Origin of the sequence: Citrobacter portucalensis, from assembly GCF_002042885.1 — a bacterium.
Classification (GTDB): Bacteria; Pseudomonadota; Gammaproteobacteria; order Enterobacterales; family Enterobacteriaceae; genus Citrobacter; species Citrobacter portucalensis.
Map to the genome: position 1 here is coordinate 490,626 of NZ_MVFY01000002.1, position 16,597 is coordinate 507,222.

The 16,597-nt window shown below is 50.5% G+C and carries 15 protein-coding genes and 1 other RNA gene; 3 read left to right on the plus strand and 13 right to left on the minus strand.

All coding sequences use genetic code 11. From position 1 onward, the window contains the following. Positions 1 to 311: 311 nt before the first annotated feature. The 6 genes from BZK40_RS05000 to BZK40_RS05025 all read right to left on the minus strand — a co-directional run bounded on the left by BZK40_RS05000 (position 312) and on the right by BZK40_RS05025 (position 4,956). Entirely contained in the window at positions 312 to 812 is a 501-nt protein-coding gene (locus BZK40_RS05000; protein ID WP_079934259.1) for a DUF6998 domain-containing protein, read from the minus strand. A 440-nt stretch (positions 813 to 1,252) separates the two neighbouring features. Further along, positions 1,253 to 3,586, minus strand: coding sequence for a primase-helicase zinc-binding domain-containing protein (locus tag BZK40_RS05005; protein WP_079934260.1), 2,334 nt, complete (start codon positions 3,584 to 3,586; stop codon positions 1,253 to 1,255). A 14-nt stretch (positions 3,587 to 3,600) separates the two neighbouring features. Next, entirely contained in the window at positions 3,601 to 3,921 is a 321-nt protein-coding gene (locus tag BZK40_RS05010; protein ID WP_079934261.1) for a DUF5375 domain-containing protein, read from the minus strand. Next, positions 3,918 to 4,145 (minus strand): hypothetical protein, encoded by a 228-nt coding sequence (locus tag BZK40_RS05015; protein WP_001216598.1) that lies wholly within the window; start codon positions 4,143 to 4,145, stop codon positions 3,918 to 3,920. Before BZK40_RS05015 ends, BZK40_RS05010 begins: the two co-directional genes overlap by 4 nt. Next, positions 4,142 to 4,693 carry a host cell division inhibitor Icd-like protein gene (locus BZK40_RS05020; protein ID WP_079934262.1) on the minus strand — a complete coding sequence of 184 codons (552 nt, stop codon included), beginning with the start codon at positions 4,691 to 4,693 and terminating at the stop codon, positions 4,142 to 4,144. Before BZK40_RS05020 ends, BZK40_RS05015 begins: the two co-directional genes overlap by 4 nt. Then, the gene (locus BZK40_RS05025) at positions 4,690 to 4,956 is read right to left on the minus strand and encodes a helix-turn-helix transcriptional regulator (RefSeq protein ID WP_079934263.1); all 267 of its coding nucleotides are present in this window, start codon (positions 4,954 to 4,956) and stop codon (positions 4,690 to 4,692) included. Before BZK40_RS05025 ends, BZK40_RS05020 begins: the two co-directional genes overlap by 4 nt. Before the next feature lie 542 nt (positions 4,957 to 5,498). Between BZK40_RS05025 and sid the strand changes: the two genes are divergently transcribed. From sid to BZK40_RS05040, 3 genes are read left to right on the plus strand one after another with little or no spacing between them, the layout of a single operon-like run. Further along, positions 5,499 to 6,302 carry a capsid size-determining scaffold Sid gene (gene sid / locus BZK40_RS05030; RefSeq protein ID WP_079934264.1) on the plus strand — a complete coding sequence of 268 codons (804 nt, stop codon included), beginning with the start codon at positions 5,499 to 5,501 and terminating at the stop codon, positions 6,300 to 6,302. Then, positions 6,299 to 6,541 (plus strand): ogr/Delta-like zinc finger family protein, encoded by a 243-nt coding sequence (locus tag BZK40_RS05035; RefSeq protein WP_079934265.1) that lies wholly within the window; start codon positions 6,299 to 6,301, stop codon positions 6,539 to 6,541. Before sid ends, BZK40_RS05035 begins: the two co-directional genes overlap by 4 nt. A gap of 16 nt (positions 6,542 to 6,557) precedes the next feature. Next, positions 6,558 to 7,133, plus strand: coding sequence for a phage polarity suppression protein (locus BZK40_RS05040; RefSeq protein ID WP_079934266.1), 576 nt, complete (start codon positions 6,558 to 6,560; stop codon positions 7,131 to 7,133). 507 nt (positions 7,134 to 7,640) lie between these two features. Here the strand turns inward: BZK40_RS05040 and BZK40_RS05045 are convergent. The 7 genes from BZK40_RS05045 to BZK40_RS05075 all read right to left on the minus strand — a co-directional run bounded on the left by BZK40_RS05045 (position 7,641) and on the right by BZK40_RS05075 (position 16,588). Next, positions 7,641 to 8,378 (minus strand): hypothetical protein, encoded by a 738-nt coding sequence (locus tag BZK40_RS05045; protein WP_079934267.1) that lies wholly within the window; start codon positions 8,376 to 8,378, stop codon positions 7,641 to 7,643. Continuing rightward, a complete protein-coding gene (locus BZK40_RS05050; RefSeq protein ID WP_079934268.1) occupies positions 8,375 to 10,003 on the minus strand; it encodes an RNA-directed DNA polymerase in 1,629 nt (542 codons plus the stop codon). The genes BZK40_RS05045 and BZK40_RS05050 overlap by 4 nt, the downstream gene beginning before the upstream one ends. A gap of 2 nt (positions 10,004 to 10,005) precedes the next feature. Next, positions 10,006 to 11,205 (minus strand): integrase domain-containing protein, encoded by a 1,200-nt coding sequence (locus BZK40_RS05055; protein WP_079934269.1) that lies wholly within the window; start codon positions 11,203 to 11,205, stop codon positions 10,006 to 10,008. 183 nt (positions 11,206 to 11,388) lie between these two features. Then, positions 11,389 to 11,752, minus strand: a transfer-messenger RNA (tmRNA) gene (ssrA, locus tag BZK40_RS05060). A 72-nt stretch (positions 11,753 to 11,824) separates the two neighbouring features. Continuing rightward, positions 11,825 to 12,988: a beta-barrel domain-containing protein gene (locus BZK40_RS05065; protein ID WP_095533108.1), complete on the minus strand. Its 1,164-nt coding sequence runs from the start codon at positions 12,986 to 12,988 to the stop codon at positions 11,825 to 11,827. 7 nt (positions 12,989 to 12,995) lie between these two features. Continuing rightward, entirely contained in the window at positions 12,996 to 15,182 is a 2,187-nt protein-coding gene (locus tag BZK40_RS05070) for a type I secretion system permease/ATPase (RefSeq protein WP_079934271.1), read from the minus strand. Then, a complete protein-coding gene (locus BZK40_RS05075) occupies positions 15,179 to 16,588 on the minus strand; it encodes a TolC family outer membrane protein (RefSeq protein ID WP_079934272.1) in 1,410 nt (469 codons plus the stop codon). The genes BZK40_RS05070 and BZK40_RS05075 overlap by 4 nt, the downstream gene beginning before the upstream one ends. Positions 16,589 to 16,597: the final 9 nt, after the last annotated feature.

A 16,597-nucleotide genomic window follows, 5' to 3' on the forward strand; every position in this document is an offset into this window, starting at 1 on the left:
ATCACGTTCTCCGGATTTAAGTCTGGAACGTGTCAACGCTTTCAGGACGGGGCAAAGAGCATAAAAAAGCCCGCATAAGCGGGCTTTTATGTCACTCGGGAGCCGCGGCTCCTTTGCGTATCTTTTTTGTCTCCTCACCGTCTGGTCGGTGTCCAACTGAGACTGCTAACTTCCTGTTATTGCTAGTGCTGTCCTGGCACTATCCAATCATGTTTGGTGGGCTGGCGGAGTCTGAATAAAACATTCAACATTTTAAATATTAAGGCTTTTTCTGTATTCAACTTTCGGTTGTGTACCTAAACGTGTACCAATTAAAAGATCTCAGGTTCAGCAACCTTGCTCCAGCGGAGTCTACTAATAGACTTGAATTTTGCTATGCCTAGCTGATTTCGCTCATTTCTAGACTTTGATCCCGGAGCTTGAAGAGCTGCGACTACTACATCTCGTGATGCTTCATACATGGCAAAAGCATCATAATTTTCATCAAGCAAAACTAAAAGAACAGAATCAAATGGCTTAGATATATCAATAGCACCAATTCTCGCAGAAACTTTTTTACGATCAGGCATGTATCGACCTTTGATTTGAACTCTATGCTCTTTCCCGTCCAAAAGCTCAGTTGCATCATATCCAGACTGACGTGCTGAACACAGTGATAACCCAAGAAGAGTTGCAGCCTCATATTCAGCTATTTCTCCAGTGATTCCGAGAGGCTTATTGGTTAATTTGTAATACCTTAGCGCCACATCTTTAGCTTCATTTAGTATGTTTAAAATTTTTTCATGGTTTTCTTGAAGCAAAATAGTCCCCATAAAATTCCCTCTGGCTTAACACGTTACGAATTAATGTGCTGTCTTGGTTAGGCTTTCAGCTAACTTGGATCTTTCCATAGAGTATGGAGAGCTACATCATACTCAAAAATAGTTTTTTTGCATTTAACTGTTCACACTGTTCACCACGCTGATTTCCTATTTTAAATCATACAGATAAATGGTGATGAGTTGGTGAAGAGTGAACAGTCGACTCTTCACCTTTGTGATTTTTGCTCGTTCTGGATCTGCCCGGTCGGGCGATGTGAGGGGTGATAAAAAGTTTTTTCAGGTTTTACTGTTCACACTGTTCATCTCTGGTTTTTTATCAATAATTTCATGGTGATACAGGGTGAATATACGGTGAAGGGTGAACAGTGGATTGTTCACCTTGTGGCAATGACCAGAAAGGAAAAGACCGGCTGTTGCCGGTCTGAGTGAGGTTATGTTGCTGCGGGGTCGTCGCACTTCGGCAGCCAGTCGCCGTAGCTTTCCTCTTTCAGCGACAGATTGGTTTGTATCCCCTGCTTGGTGTGTCGCTTCTCATAATTCAGGCCGTACTCTTTCAGCATCATGGGTAGCCCCAGCCCGAACATTTTCAGGCTGAGCACGTTCCTGTACCCGTTAGCCTCCATATACGTCAGATACGCGTGATAAAGATATTTACGGTAATTACGTGGGATAATACTGGCATTACCCATAAACATCCCGTTGGTCTGCGGGAGCATTTCCAGATAGCCGCAAAAATCAAATGTCGGGTCAGCATCGCGCTTGATGCTGAGCGCCTCGTCGGAGTTCTGCTGCGACTGGAGCAGTGCGCGGGCGTTCATCGGATCGCTGAACTTCTGCATAAGCTGGCGCACAATGACGGCCAGCTCGCGCGCAATTTTATCCCTGAGCTGCGGGTCGCGTTCCTCCGGGGCAATCTGTTCCGGGAAGTGAATAATCACCCGGCGGCGCGACACACCGCCGCTGCGGTCGGTGAAGCGCATCGGGTTATTGTTCACGGCCAGAATCACCGCCGGAATATGTGTTGAGTAGGGGTTCTGGTATTTCGGGTCAACCGAGACCGCATCGCCGCCGGTGATGGCCTTAAGCCCTGCGCCGTCACCGCTCCATTTTTCCTGGTCAGGCAGACGGATTAGCGAGAAGCCAATCAGGGAGGCACGCTTGCGCGGGTCTTCCAGTGTGTCGATATCGGCTGACGTGGCGTTATCTTCCCCGGCGAGCAGGGTCGCGATTTCAGCCAGAATACTTTTGCCGCTCCCGCCGGGACCGGTGACTTCGAGAAAGAGCTGCCAGTCGTAACGGTTCGCCAGCACCATAAACAGCGCAGCCAGAATCACGTCACGTTTTTGGGGATTTTTACCGGCCGCACGGTCGAGCCAGCGCCAGAAGTTCGGCGCGTGAGTCTCCAGCGTTTCCCCCTCCACCGGCGGGGTAAAATCCACATCACACAGCGTGCGCAGCCAGTGCGATTTGTGGTGCGGGCTGAATACGCCGCTTTGGGTATCAAGTACCCCGTTGCGAAAGCCAATCAGACGACGTGCCGGTGTATCCTGCTGCTGAATAATCAGTTTCAGGGTCTCCACCACCGAGGCAATTTTCCCGGACGAGAACGGGGCGCGCAGACGCTGGAATAAGTCAGCCACATTTCGTGAGAAAGTGGCGGCAGGGATATTTTTCCAGATGCCGTTTTCATAGCGGGACAGGAGCTGGCCGTTCGCATCCACCGCCAGCGCTTCGCCGTAATGCTCATGCACCCGCAAGGCCTTGTCGCTGGCGCTCATGGCGGTAAATTCCGCCTCGCTCATGGTGTCGAACGGACTTTGCGCCGGTGGCCGGATAGCGTCATAAATGGCTTTCCGGGTGGCTTCTTCACCTTTCTGCATAAACGCATCATTCCAGTCACCGAACACCGGCGGCAGGGCAACAATGCCCTCACAGGCATTTGCGGCCGCAGCGGCTTTACTCTGGCCATCGCCGTTCAGGTCACGGTCGGCGGCGAGCACAATCTGACAGGCCGGATATTTCTGACGGGCAAGGCTCGCCAGAGAAAGGAGGTTTACCGACGACAGCGCCACCATGACGGTTTCCCCGGTCAGGTGATGCACGGTGAGCGCGGTCGCATACCCCTCCGCAATCCACAGGCGTTTTCCGGCCTGTTTTTTCCCTTCGATGATATGACATGCCCCTTTGACCTGACCGCCTTTCAGGGTGCGTTTGAGACCGTCTGCATTGATAAGCTGAAGGTTAACCAGTGCGCCGGTATCATCATACAGCGGGACAACCACATCACCGGCGCGGAACGTCACGCCGCCGGTTTTATGTATGGCGGTGAGCGTCAGACATTCCAGAGCGGGGAAACCCTTGCAGGTGAGGTAGGCATTGCCGGTGGCCGGTCGGGTTTTCTCCATGAGCCTGACGGCCAGCGCGGTCGCCGCTTTGCGGTCGGCCTCCGTTTCAGCCTCTGCGGCCGCAATCACTTCCGGGGCAACCGGCGGCAGGTTGCCGGTCACGGCGTTTATCTTTCCGGCAGCCTCTGACGGGGTTACGCCAAACACTTTCTCTACCAGCTTAAGCCCGTCACCTGCGCCACACTGATTGCAGAACCACGTCCCGCGCCCTTCTTTATCGTCAAAGCGGAAACGGTCAGAGCCGCCACACACCGGACAGGCCTGATGGCGGTTTTTAATCACCTTCACACCCAGCGCAGGGAGAATGTGCGGCCAGTGGCCGTACGCCTGTTTTACCGTTTCTGTTACGTTCATTTTCATTGTTGTTTTCTCCCTCAGTGCAGTACCTGCGACGTGATATGACGGGCGCAAAGCTCATCCATCACGGCCAGCCCGAGAAAGGACAGCGACGGGGCGGCTTTCAGTGGTCCGGCTTCCATTAAATCTTCCAGCAGGGCACAGGCAATCTGACGGCCTTTTTCCTCGCCGTGCTGGCGCAGGTAGAAGCCCTCCAGCTCGGCGGCAATGGCGCTTTCCAGTGCATCAAGGGTGAGGTGCGGATAGCGGTGCTGGCGTTCGCACAGGGTCAGCCAGGCACAGGCCACGGCGCGACGATACAGCGCGGCGCGTAATACAGGCGGTAATGGGTTTTTCATACATTGCCCTCCCCGGTCAGCCAGTGCTGATTGCAGCGTTCGACCACGCCATCGAGCTGGGCGGTCATGAGGTAAATCACGGAGGTGAGCTGTAACTGCTGCGCAGGGTCACGACGAACGGTGGCGCAGTCCTGTACCTGCATCAGATCGCCGACGAGCTGGCCGACATTGCGCATATGCTCCAGACATTCGAGGTCACGGGCGGTAATGGTGGTGTGTCTCATGCGCGCTCCTCCGCAACCGGCAGGCGGCCAGCAAACGAGAGGACGTAATCGCGAACGAGGGAAAGGCGTGCGGCGTGCTCGTCATCGGCAACGGTGCGAAGCATACAGATACGGGGTTTACGGTCTGCGCGACGAACAGCGGCAAACACAAAGACAAACTGCGGGTGTGACGGGGTGAGGGTCGTAGCCATGATGGCAACCTCCTGTGAATAGCGGTTATTGCCACCACCGGAGTTCCTACGCTCATGGGTGGTGACCCGAACGGGGGTAGGAATACCGGCTTCACAGAATACCGGCCAGCCCGAAAGCTGCCCCGCCCGGACCACCATTATCTGACAGGGGCTATGGAATAAGCACCACAGCCCGAAAAATGGGTGTGCCTGAGCAACGACGTAAAAAAAGACGCATGGCGCGTCTGTTGTCGCCTGTGAATTACACGGGTTCCTACGCCCGGCTGCCGATTTTGCGGCAGCGGGAAAACTATACCTGGAAACGGCGAAAAGAAGCAAGCCAGAAAAAGAGGCTGTTTGCTGAATGGTCATCATCATGCGTCATAGCCCCGGTTGCGTTCGGCGATGCGATCCGCCATCCATGCGGTGATTTCAGACTGCGCCCACGCCACGTTTTTACCACCGAGGGAGATTTGTTTCGGGAAGGCTTCCCGGCTGATGAGGTCGTAAATGGTCGAGCGGGACAGGCCGCACAGATGCATCACTTCGGGCAGACGGATAAAACGCTCGTGAACGGTATCAGAAACCGGCATCAGCGGCACGGCAGGGGCAGAAGACGGGGAAGAAAAAGCGGTGTGCATCGGGCTACCTCACAAAGTCCATACAGTGCCGGTCGTGTCCGTCCGGCTTCGGGTAGCTCTCTATTTTGTGAATATTTTCCCTCAGGGCAACAAGTCATTTTGTAGTGCTTTACCACACAACAGAACGATTTTTATACAGTGGTAATCGTTGGCAATCTTTTGGTAATTGTTGGCAAACTGATGGCCTATTCATGATTACTTTTATTTATATATTTTCACTTTTTAATCGTTAAAAAGTCTAAGTGATTGGCTGACTGAAAAAAGGGAGGGTGAACAGTGGTGAACAGACGGTGAACAGTCAGCCCCCTAACTGTTCACCACTTATCTTACTGTATTACTTATCTTTTTTCTTAAGTTGAACAGTAGTGAATAGTTAATCGTAAAAAAACAAACAGAGAGAGGGGTTTTCCTGCGACCTTTCTCTGGCCAGCCGGGTTTTGAAGTCCTGTTTGTGCCATGTCTGCTACAACCGCAATGAATCGAGTTGTTGTCTGAGGGACGGCAGAATGGCGTCAGGTTGAAAACACAGAGAGAACCCGACGATGAAACCAGATTTGTTTACCGCAGTAATGAAAACCATCGGCAGCACGCAGGATGAGAAAATCCGCACGGCCATTGACAGCGCACTGGATACCCTTAACGAGAAAGCAAACCAGAACGCCGAGGTCACGATAAATAACGCTCTTGATGTGTTCAGCAAGGCCAAATCCGCACACACGGAAAATATGCTGAAACTGAATGATATTGATGCCGCCATTATCCGCAGCGGGAAAGAGCGTCAGAACGCGCTGAATGAAAGTGCCGAAGCCGAACAGAACTGGCGTACCCGTTTTCGCGAACTGCGCGGCATGATGACCCCGGAACTGAAAACCGAACACAGTCAGCGAGTGGCCGGTCGGGAGCTGGCGGAAGAATTCACCGCCCTGATTGATGAGCTCAACGATGATAAAGCCAGTACCATGCTGGCCGCCTGTACATCAGGAAAAGAATACGTCAGCGCCCATTCAGAGGCGCTTTCTGCCCATGCCCGGAATGAGTGGTCGGCGGTCATGAAAGAGATTCCCCCGGCGCTGGTACGCGCTTTTGCGTTACGCCTGCGTGAGCTCGAAATTAAGGGAGAAGAACACCCTCACAACGTTCTCATTCAGGAGTTGGGTGAGAATGTACTGGCGCAAAGCAGGTTCTACACATTCAACATGGCGCAGGAGCCGGTAATTTCAATAATTGGGCTTCACCGTCCGGCTCTTACCGGCGTGGACATGAAACTCTATAAAAGCCCTGCTCTCAGAATGGCGCGGGCTAAAGAGCTGGCGCAGAAGAAAAAATCACAGGGGGTTAAGCCATGATGCGCTGCCCGTACTGCAAACAGGCTGCCCATGTCCGTACCAGTCGCTACCTGTCGGATAACGTCAAACAGAGCTACCTCCAGTGCGTGAATGTCTTTTGCTCCACGACCTTTCGCACCATCGAGTCTATTGACGAGGTGATACGGCCACCGGCAGAAGAAAAGCCCGAACCACCACAGACGGTATCAGAAACACCGACCCGAATTCTGGACTGCGCCCGCTCATCGCTGCGCCACTGATTCAGGAGAAAAGAAAATGGCACGAGCACTACTGGAACAGGCCTTTGAAACCTGTCAGAAGAATAAATCGGACTGGATGAGCAGCAAGTCAGCACTGGCGCGGGCTGAAATGGCGCTAAAAGAGCTGGAGCTGACCTGTACCCGTTATGAACCGGAGGCAGCACAGGCGCTGCGTGATGATATTGACCTGAAAATATGGGCGGTAAATCAGTCGGCCGGGCAGTACATCCGGTCGCATGAAGCCGTGCAGCGTATCAGTATCCGTCGTCAGCTCCACGCCTTTATGCAGGTAAGCGGCGACGCACTGGCCGCCGTACTGGCACCAGAATTAATGCATCTCAGCGAACAACCTGACATCGTCAGAGAACGGGCTCTCGATCGGGCGGTCGCCAGTGTTCGCGAAGCGCTGTCCGTTCATGTAACCCGCGGAGGAAATATTGATTACGCAGAGGAAGATCGCGACATTCTGACAACCATCGGTTTCCGGCCTGACAGAGCATCGAGAGACGACAACCGGGCAAAATATACGCCTGAACAGAGTCAGATTTTCATACGCCGACAGGCCGCACAGACCCGCAAAAAATCAGCATAAAACACCCCGAAAATACCCGTCTTTTTAATAAAAATAGCCATGCATGCCTACGCTGCATGGCTTTGCATGCAAAAACCTGAATTTTCCACACCCTGCCGCACCAGTACTGGCGCGGCCTGAGCCCCTTCATGCTCCTGCATTAAAAACGCCCCAGGAAGCGGGCAGGCGTGGCGGGGAGAGCATTGCGCGCAAGAACTACAAAGTGTGTGTTTATTTTGGCAGTAAAATACAATGCTATACAGTACTGATTCTTTGGGGGTTGTGATAATGAGAACCTCATTAACCTTATGAAGATACTAGGATGCAGGTTTTGGCATAAAGCAAATATTTACGGAGGGAAACGTAATAAGTAAAATTAGTTATGCGTGTAGATGTTAGATTGGATTAACGCATTGTAATATATAGAATTATTAAAGTGGAATTGTCTTTGCTTTTAAAGTTTTAAATATGCGGATTTACGCCTCCGAATGTAAAAATATCTTGGAGGCGTGTTTTGTATATTAATAATTACCGCTGAAACTCCGTGTCTATGAAGTTTTCATCAGTTATGGCCGTCATTATCTGGAAAAACATTTCTTCTGGCTGGATGAATGCTAGTTCACGGCATAGGATTGTTATGTCATCATTGTAAACTATTCCCATTCTAGGATTGAATAATTCAAACTTTTGGAGAGGGCGTTTTTCTCTGGAGTAGAAGTTAAGTGTAAAATAGATTAGTAATTGTCTTAAATCATATACACTAAATTTCCTATCGCCAGATTTTATTTCTACAAGTGTATTTGGGTAGTAAATGTCTCCGTATGAGTTATTGATTATCCCACAACCTGAAAATAAAGGTGAGGAGATGGTTTGGTATATGCGATACCTATTTAATATATTCCACGCTATACTTTTAATGCTGTTATATTCGGGAACTGATAAAGGTAATTCAAAATTAGAACCGTAGCTAAATTTTCTTAATTCAAGCTCTGTTTTCTCTATAACTCTCGAGAATTCTGGGGCGTAAAAAAGATCATTCGACAAAAGTAATTGCTCGCTAATAATATTGTTATGTATTGCAACATACAGATTAAAACCACACTCATTAACAAAAACATTATTTTCCTTTTTCCCATTTTCATCAAGGGGGGGATAAACATCATCAATCAAACTACCGTTAACTATTCTTATGAAATTATTGGCGTTTGGAAGAAGTTGATTCCAATATGAAGTGAATTTTCTTGAAAAAGTCAATTCAGAAATCATAAAGCATCCTCCAGATTACGTGATGTTTGTCTGTAACTAGCCCAATCTCTGTATATTACTTCAATGAAGTTAAAGGTTGCTTTATTGTGGTCTCTCCAGTGCCTCCCTTCGTCACCGAGTAAGAAACTGGAGATTATCAATAATCTGCGTTGCAAAGGATGTAATCCAGCAAAGTTTTTCTTTATGTCTGAGAGCCAAGGAATTACTCTTAGCTTTGCCATTGATTGAGTTACAGTATTTTTTATCAATTGACTTTCTGGGTTTTTTTTATAAATCTCAGTAAGTATAAGTACTGATTTTTCACTATTTTCTTTAGATAGCATTCTGGCGACATAAGCAATGTTTAACTCTGCTTTGAGAATGTAAGATTCATCTCTAATTAATTGAATTATTTTATCCAGGATAATATTTTTTGTGGTGGTGTCAATTTTTTGCCAATTAGCAGATGCTACTTGCATTATTGTGGTGAATATTGGATATAGTTCATTTAAATTATTGAACATAACTTTAAATGCACTTGAAATAGTTTCATTCGATGTTACGGAAAATGCTTTAATCAAATGCTTGCTAAATGATTGATTTATTTTTGATTTTTGTAGTTCGCTATTGAGCATGGCTAAGAGATCAAAATCTTTTAGAGCCTCTTTAATTTCTTCATACTCCTCAACTGCATTTGCTGAATAAGGGTCAAATCTGATAGGTAAGCTCATGAATTTTGCTTTCATAGGGGCTTCTTCATCTTCCTCGCTTCCATGTAATTTTGCTTTAGTTACAGATAAAAATTCTTCTTTTGAGACAATGTTGGTTTTATGTTTTTGCAACGTCAGACCTTCATTCTCCATTAATTTTTTGCTGATAAAGGTTAATATGTTATGAGCTTCCTCTTTAGATTGGCAAAAAATAATGAAGTCATCAACATACCGTTTATAGCTTATTTGATTCATTGAGAGTAACTGGTCAATGGAGTCTAAGGCAAGTTCAGCAAGTATTCTAGATGCAGGGCATCCTACTGGTACACCATATGATTTTGTTTCAGTGAATAATTGTAGCAGTTTTTTTATTTTATATGAGTATTCCCTTTGCGGATCAATGCGATCTAAGGCGTTCTCTAATCGGTGATGATATATCCTTGGATAGAAATCAGCAATATCACAAGTAAGTATATACTTGATACTATCATCTTGACATTTAGTTATGCTGTCCTCCTGATATTTTCGCCATGATATTCCTTTATCAAAAAGAGTTCCTTCATCTAAGTTAGGAGAAAATCTATATGAGTACACTTTATCTGAGTTCGCTCTTCTGTCTTCAATATCTTTAGATAAACGTATGACAAGCCCTAAGAAAAAAGCGTTCCAGTATGGATCTATTTGAGTTGCCCATCGATAACCATAATAGCCTACACTTGAAAAACTGTTAATTAGAGTCGGCTGATAATCAACTTTATGTTGTTCGAAGTTTTCGAATGTATCCATTAAAGCATCAATGACTATGTCTTTTTTGTCCTCGAATAAACGACTCTCGAAAGGATATGGGAAAATATCAGTATCACCATGTTTAATGATGTTTAATAAAGCCAAATTAAAACAGTCTTCTAACTTATTATTATTAAATACGTTAGGCATTCTTATTTACTCCTAGCTTCTTTGATATATTCTCCCCACCACGTAAGTAGTTGGGTTCTCTGTTCTAAATAAAGAGCATGATTATATGCTCTCCTAACTTCATTTTTATCCGTATGTGCAAGAGTTGATTCTATTACATCTGCATTGAATCCTTGTTCATTTAACGTTGTACTTGCGATAGACCTTAAGCCATGTGCAACAAGTTTTCCACCATAACCGATCCGCTTAAGTGCAGCATTAGCCGTCTGGCTATTCATTGCTTGTTTGGGATCGTTTCTGCTCGGGAAAATATGTTCTCGGTGAGCACTTATAGGTTTCATTATCTCCAAAATATCTAATGCTTGGGATGATAAAGGAACAATATGTTCACGCTTAGCCTTCATCCTATCGGCTGGAATCGTCCAGAGCTTTGTATCGAGATCGATCTCAGCCCACCGAGCGCCAGAAGCCTCAGAAGGGCGCACAACAGTCAGGAGCTGCCACTCAATAAGACAGCGAGTCGGTACAGACAAATTTGACATAATCAAAGAGCGCATGAGCTTCGGCAATTCTTCTGGTCGTAGCGTCGGCATGTTTTGTTTTTTGGGTTTCTCAAAGGCCATACCAACACCTGATGCCGGATTTGCATCGATTAAGCCAGTGTTCACCGCATAAATCATAACCTCATTTACACGCTGTACTAAGCGGCGAACTGTCTCCAGAGCTCCGCGCGCTTTGATTGGCTCCAATGCTTCAACAATCGTTCTGGCCTTTATCTCCTGAACGGGTATTGCACCGATTGCCGGGAACACGTCCTTATCTAAAGAGCGCCATATATCTTTCGCGTAATCCTCTGTGACGCTTTTGCTTTTCATTTTGAACCAGTTGGCGGCCACTGTTGAGAAAATGCTATCCAGCTCAATCTGACGTTGCTCTGATGCTTGCTCTTGCTGCTGTTGTGGATCCATCCCCTGCGCGAGCGTAGCCAAATATTGGTCGCGTATCTGACGAGCTGTTGCGAGTGTAAGGGCAGGATATGAGCCGAGACTCAAATTTGTGCGGCTGCTGCTTCCCGGTCGTTGATAACGGAAGCGCCAGAGTTTTTTACCAGTGGTTTTGACGAGCAAGAACAAGCCATCACCATCATGAAGGGTGAAGTCTTTTTCACGGGGTTTGGCTTTAAGGATTTCATTGTTAGTGAGGGGGCGTGTGATACGCGCCATGTCTGGATCCTTTCCATAATTGGTACACGTTTAATGGACCACAGTATAGCGTGTACCTAAACGTGTACCAATTTTCTCTGGATTTAGCCGGATGTTCTCGGACAACGACAGACACAAAAAAGCCCGCAGGGCTTGTGCCGTGCGGGCTTTCTGTACTTCACCGGACGTATCCGGATCATGATTTGGTGGAGCTGGCGGGAGTTGAACCCGCGTCCGAAATTCCTACATCCTCGGCACTACATGCTTAGTCAGTCTTTACATTCGCCTGGCACCTGCGGACAGACACGCCACTACCAGACTAGCCTGATTAGTTTTAACGCTTCAACCCCAGGCAGGGCCTCCACGCGATCTCTTTTGGGTTTGACCTCTCTTTGATCCCCGTCTTAAGAGCGGAAGCTAGGGAGAGAGGGCTCAGAGCAGGTTATTAAGCTGCTAAAGCGTAGTTTTCGTCGTTTGCGACTATTTTTTTGCGGCTTTTTACGAGGCCAACCGCCCCTCGGCATGCACCTTGGGTTTCGCGAATCCCGTCGAATCCAGAATCAGCCCCAATGTGTTAGAGCAAGTATAACAGACTTGTGACACGCGTGACCAGCCCCCGCAACCCCTAATCCTCAAGGATTTAGCGCTCGCGCAGCGCTTCTTTTGCGCGATTAAACGGTTTGATTAAATAGTCGACGATGTTTTTTTCACCTGTTTTTATATCCACTGTGGCAATCATGCCTGGTACGATGGAGAAATGGCGTCCCAGTTTGTTCTGTAAGAAGTCCTGATGCGTGCGGATAAACACGCGGTAATAGAAGATTTCCGGTTTCACTTTGTCCTGAATGGTGTCCGGAGAGATGGTTTCGACTACGCCTTCCAGACCGCCGTAAATGGCGTAGTCATAGGCGGTAATCTTCACCAGCGCCCGTTGTCCAGGATGGATGAAAGCGATATCACGCGGTGACAGTCGGGTTTCTATTAGTAGATGATCGTCCAGCGGCACAATCTCCATCATCTCGCCGTTGGGCGGGATAACGCCGCCGATGGTGGTGACCTGGATGTTTTTCACAATACCGCGCATCGGCGCGCGTACGGTCAGGCGGGTGACGGAATCCTCGCGTCCTTTTAAAATCGCCGCCAGCATATCCACTTCGGCGTTGGCCTTTGACAGCGCTTCCCGCGCCTGCACGAAATATTGTGAGCGCAGGTCGGTGATTTTTAATCCCAGATCGCTTTTTTGTCGTTGCAGGCGCAGCACTTCTACGTGGCTGGCGGCACCGCTTTTCTCCAGCCGTTGGGTGATGGCCAGTTCTTTATTTACTGAGACCAGTGCATCTTGCAGTTCTGCCATTGAATCCGCAAGCTGCGCGCGGCGGCTTTTATACAGGCGAGTTTCGGAGGCGATGAGGTCCGGCCAGGCGCGCAGTGAATCGGGAAAGACCAGCGGCAGATCGTTAACTTCGGCATTAAGCCTTGCGCTGGAAGCCAATGAGGCGCGATAACGGGCGGCGCTCTCCCCAACATTGGACTCAGAACGGGTGGGGTCGAGGCGGGCGACTATTTGATTGGCCTGCACTTTATCTCCCTCGCGTACAGTAAGCTCGGCGAGAATGCCGCCATCCAGCGACTGCAAGACTTGCTCTCGCGAGCTGGGGATCACTTTTCCGCTGCCGGTTGAGACTTCATCCAGCTTGCCGAAATATGCCCAGATACCCAGGACGGCAAACAGCAGCGTGCTGAGCAGAATAATACGGCTGGCCCCGGAAAAACGGTGCTCGCGGCGGATATCGAGGTCGTCCATGGCGGCATCATGCGGATTGGTTTTCATTTTTCCACTCCCGACCGTGAGTTGGGGCGGGTGCCCGGCTCGCATTTAATGCCTGCGCTTTCGGGGCATCCATAACCAGTTGGCCTTCTTTTAATACCACCACGCGTTCGACCAGCTCCAGAACCGGTACGCGATGGGTGGCGACAATCAATGTGCGGTTGCCCAGCCACTGGTTCAGGCGCTGAATAAACTCCCGCTCGGTATGTTCATCCAGCGAGGCGCTGGGTTCGTCGAGCAGCACGATATTGGGCGATCGCAGCAGCATTCTTGCCAGCAGGATCGACTGCCGTTGTCCACCGGACAAACCGTTGCCGCCCTCCATAATGGGATGCGCCAGCCCTTTGGCGAGCTGTTTAACGAAAGCTGCCGCGCCGCTGACCTCCAGCGCTTCGAAGATCTGCGCGTCGCTGGCATGCGGTGCGCCGAGGGTCAGGTTCTCGCGCAGGGTGCCGAAAAACAGCCGCGCGTTCTGGCTAAGAAAACCGATGTTGCGGCGTAAATCAGCCATATCGATCTGCGCCAGACTCAGGTTGTCGAGCCGGACATCGCCCTGGATAATCTCCACACCACCCGCCATGGCCTGCAGCAGGGTTGATTTCCCTGCACCGTTACGCCCGAGGATTGCCACGCGCTCGCCGGGCATGACCTCCAGGCGCGAGATGCGCAGCGGAACGCGCTGATCGTCGCTGTGGTAGCGAAAGTGTGCGTTCTCAAACAGATAATGGCCGTGAAAAATCTCCTGATGCACCCGGTCTTCGTCGTACTGCGTTTCGGTGGGAAGCTGCATGATGCTGTCTAACCCCATCTTCGCCGCCTTGACCTGTTGCCAGCGGGCCAGCACGCCGCACAGATTAGCCATTGGGGCAATCATTCTGGAACCGAGCATCGAAGCGGCCACCACGGCGCCGGTGGTCATCGTGCCTTCAATGACCATCGGCGCGCCGAACATAATGATCGCGGCGTAGACCAGGCTTTGTACCGACATGCCCCAGCCAATCAGCCCCTGAGTCAGCCTGCGCGTGCGCAGCCCGGACTCTCCGGTAATGCGGATGTAGCTGTTCCACTGCTGTAAAAAGCGGTTTTCCGCCTGCATCAGCTTGATGTCTTCCAGCCCCTGAACGCTCTCGACCAGCACCGCGTTGCGCAGGGTGGATTCATGGGCAGCCTGGTTGGCGAGCACCGCCAGCTTCTTCTGTAACAGCAAACCTGGCAGGATCATCAGCAGGGCCGCGACGGGCGCTATCCATGCCAGCGGCGGGGCGATAAAAGCCAGCACCACGATAAACAAAAAGAAAAACGGCAGATCGACAATGGTCGACATGGTCGAGGAGGTGATCATCTCGCGAACCTGTTCCAGCTCGCGCAGTTGAGAAATGAAGCTCCCCGTCGAGCGGGGGACGGCGCTGTTGCGCAGGCGCAATGCATGGCTGAACACGCGATCGGAAATGCGCATATCGGCGCGTTTGCCGAGCAGGTCCATTATGTGGGTACGCGCTTCGCGCAGCAAAAAGCCAAACAGCACCGCCACCAGAACGCCAGTGGAGAGAACATACAGCGTTGGATAAGACTGGGCGGGGATCACCCGGTCATAAACCTGCATGGAAAAGATAATCCCGGCGAGCGACAGAACGTTAATCAGAAAGGCGGCAATCATGACCGGCAGATAAGGACTAATGTCTTTTAACACCAGTTCGCGCATCCAGTCGGGCTTGAAGCGCGAAATATAGCGGTCTACCCGACTGTCCTTCAGCGCCGACAGCGGGCGCATCGCGGTAATACTCACGATCTCCGGCAGAAGCTCTGCGACCGTGAGCCGGTTACGCTGGCCCTCTTCGGCGATGATAAACACATCCAGTGCATCTTCGCCGTTGAAATGTTCTATCACCATTAGCTGGCCGTCGCGCAGTTCCGCCACCACCGGCAGACGCCACTGACCGAACACCTGCGTGGCGGTATCCAGCGCATGAAATGACAGTCCCGCCTGACGCGCCAGTTGCGACAGGGCCGTTGCCCGGCTTTTTCCCGCAAACCACGGGGCGTTGGCCTGGATTGCGCCGGGAGAACAGGCCACGCGATAGTGATTGGCAATATGCGTCATCGCCTGCGCCCACTGGCTAAGAGCGTGTTCGCTAATCGCATCTTTTGCATGTGAATCGAGGTCGCTCATAGCTTGATCTCCACCGATTGAATGCTGCGATTATTTAAGGCGAACGCCTGGCGAAGCGAGCCAGTGTTATAGAGGCAGTTCAGCTGGAGCTGGCGCAGCTGGTTTTGAGTCTGGAGTTCGGCAAAACGGGCCTGATACACCTCTTGCTCGGCGTTAAGCACGTCGAGCAGCGGGCGCGAACCGAGGTCCAGATACTGCTGTTGATAAAGCTCGCGCGTTTGTTCACTCAGTCGCTGCTGGCGGCGCAGAATCTGCAGGGCGGTGGCGAGGCTCATTGCCTGGCTGCGGGACTCCAGTAATTTTTGTCGTACTTCGAGTCGGGTGCGCTGGATGGAGTATTGTGCAGACTCTACCGCATGGCTGGCGGCGTTGTGCCTGGCGGTGAGTCCGCCCCCCTGATACAGCGGCATCTCAACTTTTACCCACGTTGAGTACTGGGTTTTGTCGAGCACCTCATGGCTGGGGTATTTGTCGTTGAGATAATGCTGCACCGACGGTTCCAAAGAGATGGTGGGCGTCATCTGCGCGTTGGCGTAATCGAGATTTGCCTGTGCCACATTTGCCTGCGCCCAGGCCGCCAGAACCGCGGGAACCAGTTTATCTTCCGGTTTGACCACATCGCAGCTGCTGTCCAGTTTGGCCGGGAATTCGTTGCTGATGCCGTTAAGTGAGTTCCAGCCGAGGTAACTCATCAATGTGGCCTTACTGCTGTCGAGATTGGCCTGATACTGCGCCAGCTGAGAACGCGCAGACTCGATACGCGCATCGGTTTGCACCACGTCGGACAGCGAGGTTGCCCCTTCATCATTGCGTTGTCGGGTCAGTCGACCAATGTCGTTTAAGGCGGTGAGCTGTTCTTCGGCGGCGTCCACCATTTGCTGCCACGTCTGCACCTGGACTATCGCGTTGGCGGTTGCGTGGGCGATGGTATCAATACTGAGTAACACATTCGCCTGCTGTTGTGCGGCTCCGGCGGTCTCGGCGCGGACCTGGCTTGCCACTTTGCCGAAGTCGTACAGCATTTGTGACACCGAAATAACCAGCGCCGGGCTAAAGCCGTGGTCGGTATAGGTATTGCTGTAACCGTTATTCATTCCGGCAGAAACCTGCGGGTAATATTTCGATTTCGCCACGTCGATCTGTTCGTTTTGCGAAAGCAGTTTGCCGATCGATTCACGAATAGAAGGATGCCAGCTCACGGCACGACTTACCGCGTCGTTGAGCATCAGGTTGCCGGGGGCGGCAGCGCTCAGCGGCAGATCGGCAACCGCGCCGTCCAGCGAGGGAAGCATCTGGCTGGTGGCCAGTCCTTCCGGCGTAATAATTTGCGGTTCATCTTCGGCATTCACCCGCAGGGTACAGAGCGTTAATGCCAGAAGTAATGCAACAGGCGCGACATTTCTCATAGTTTATCC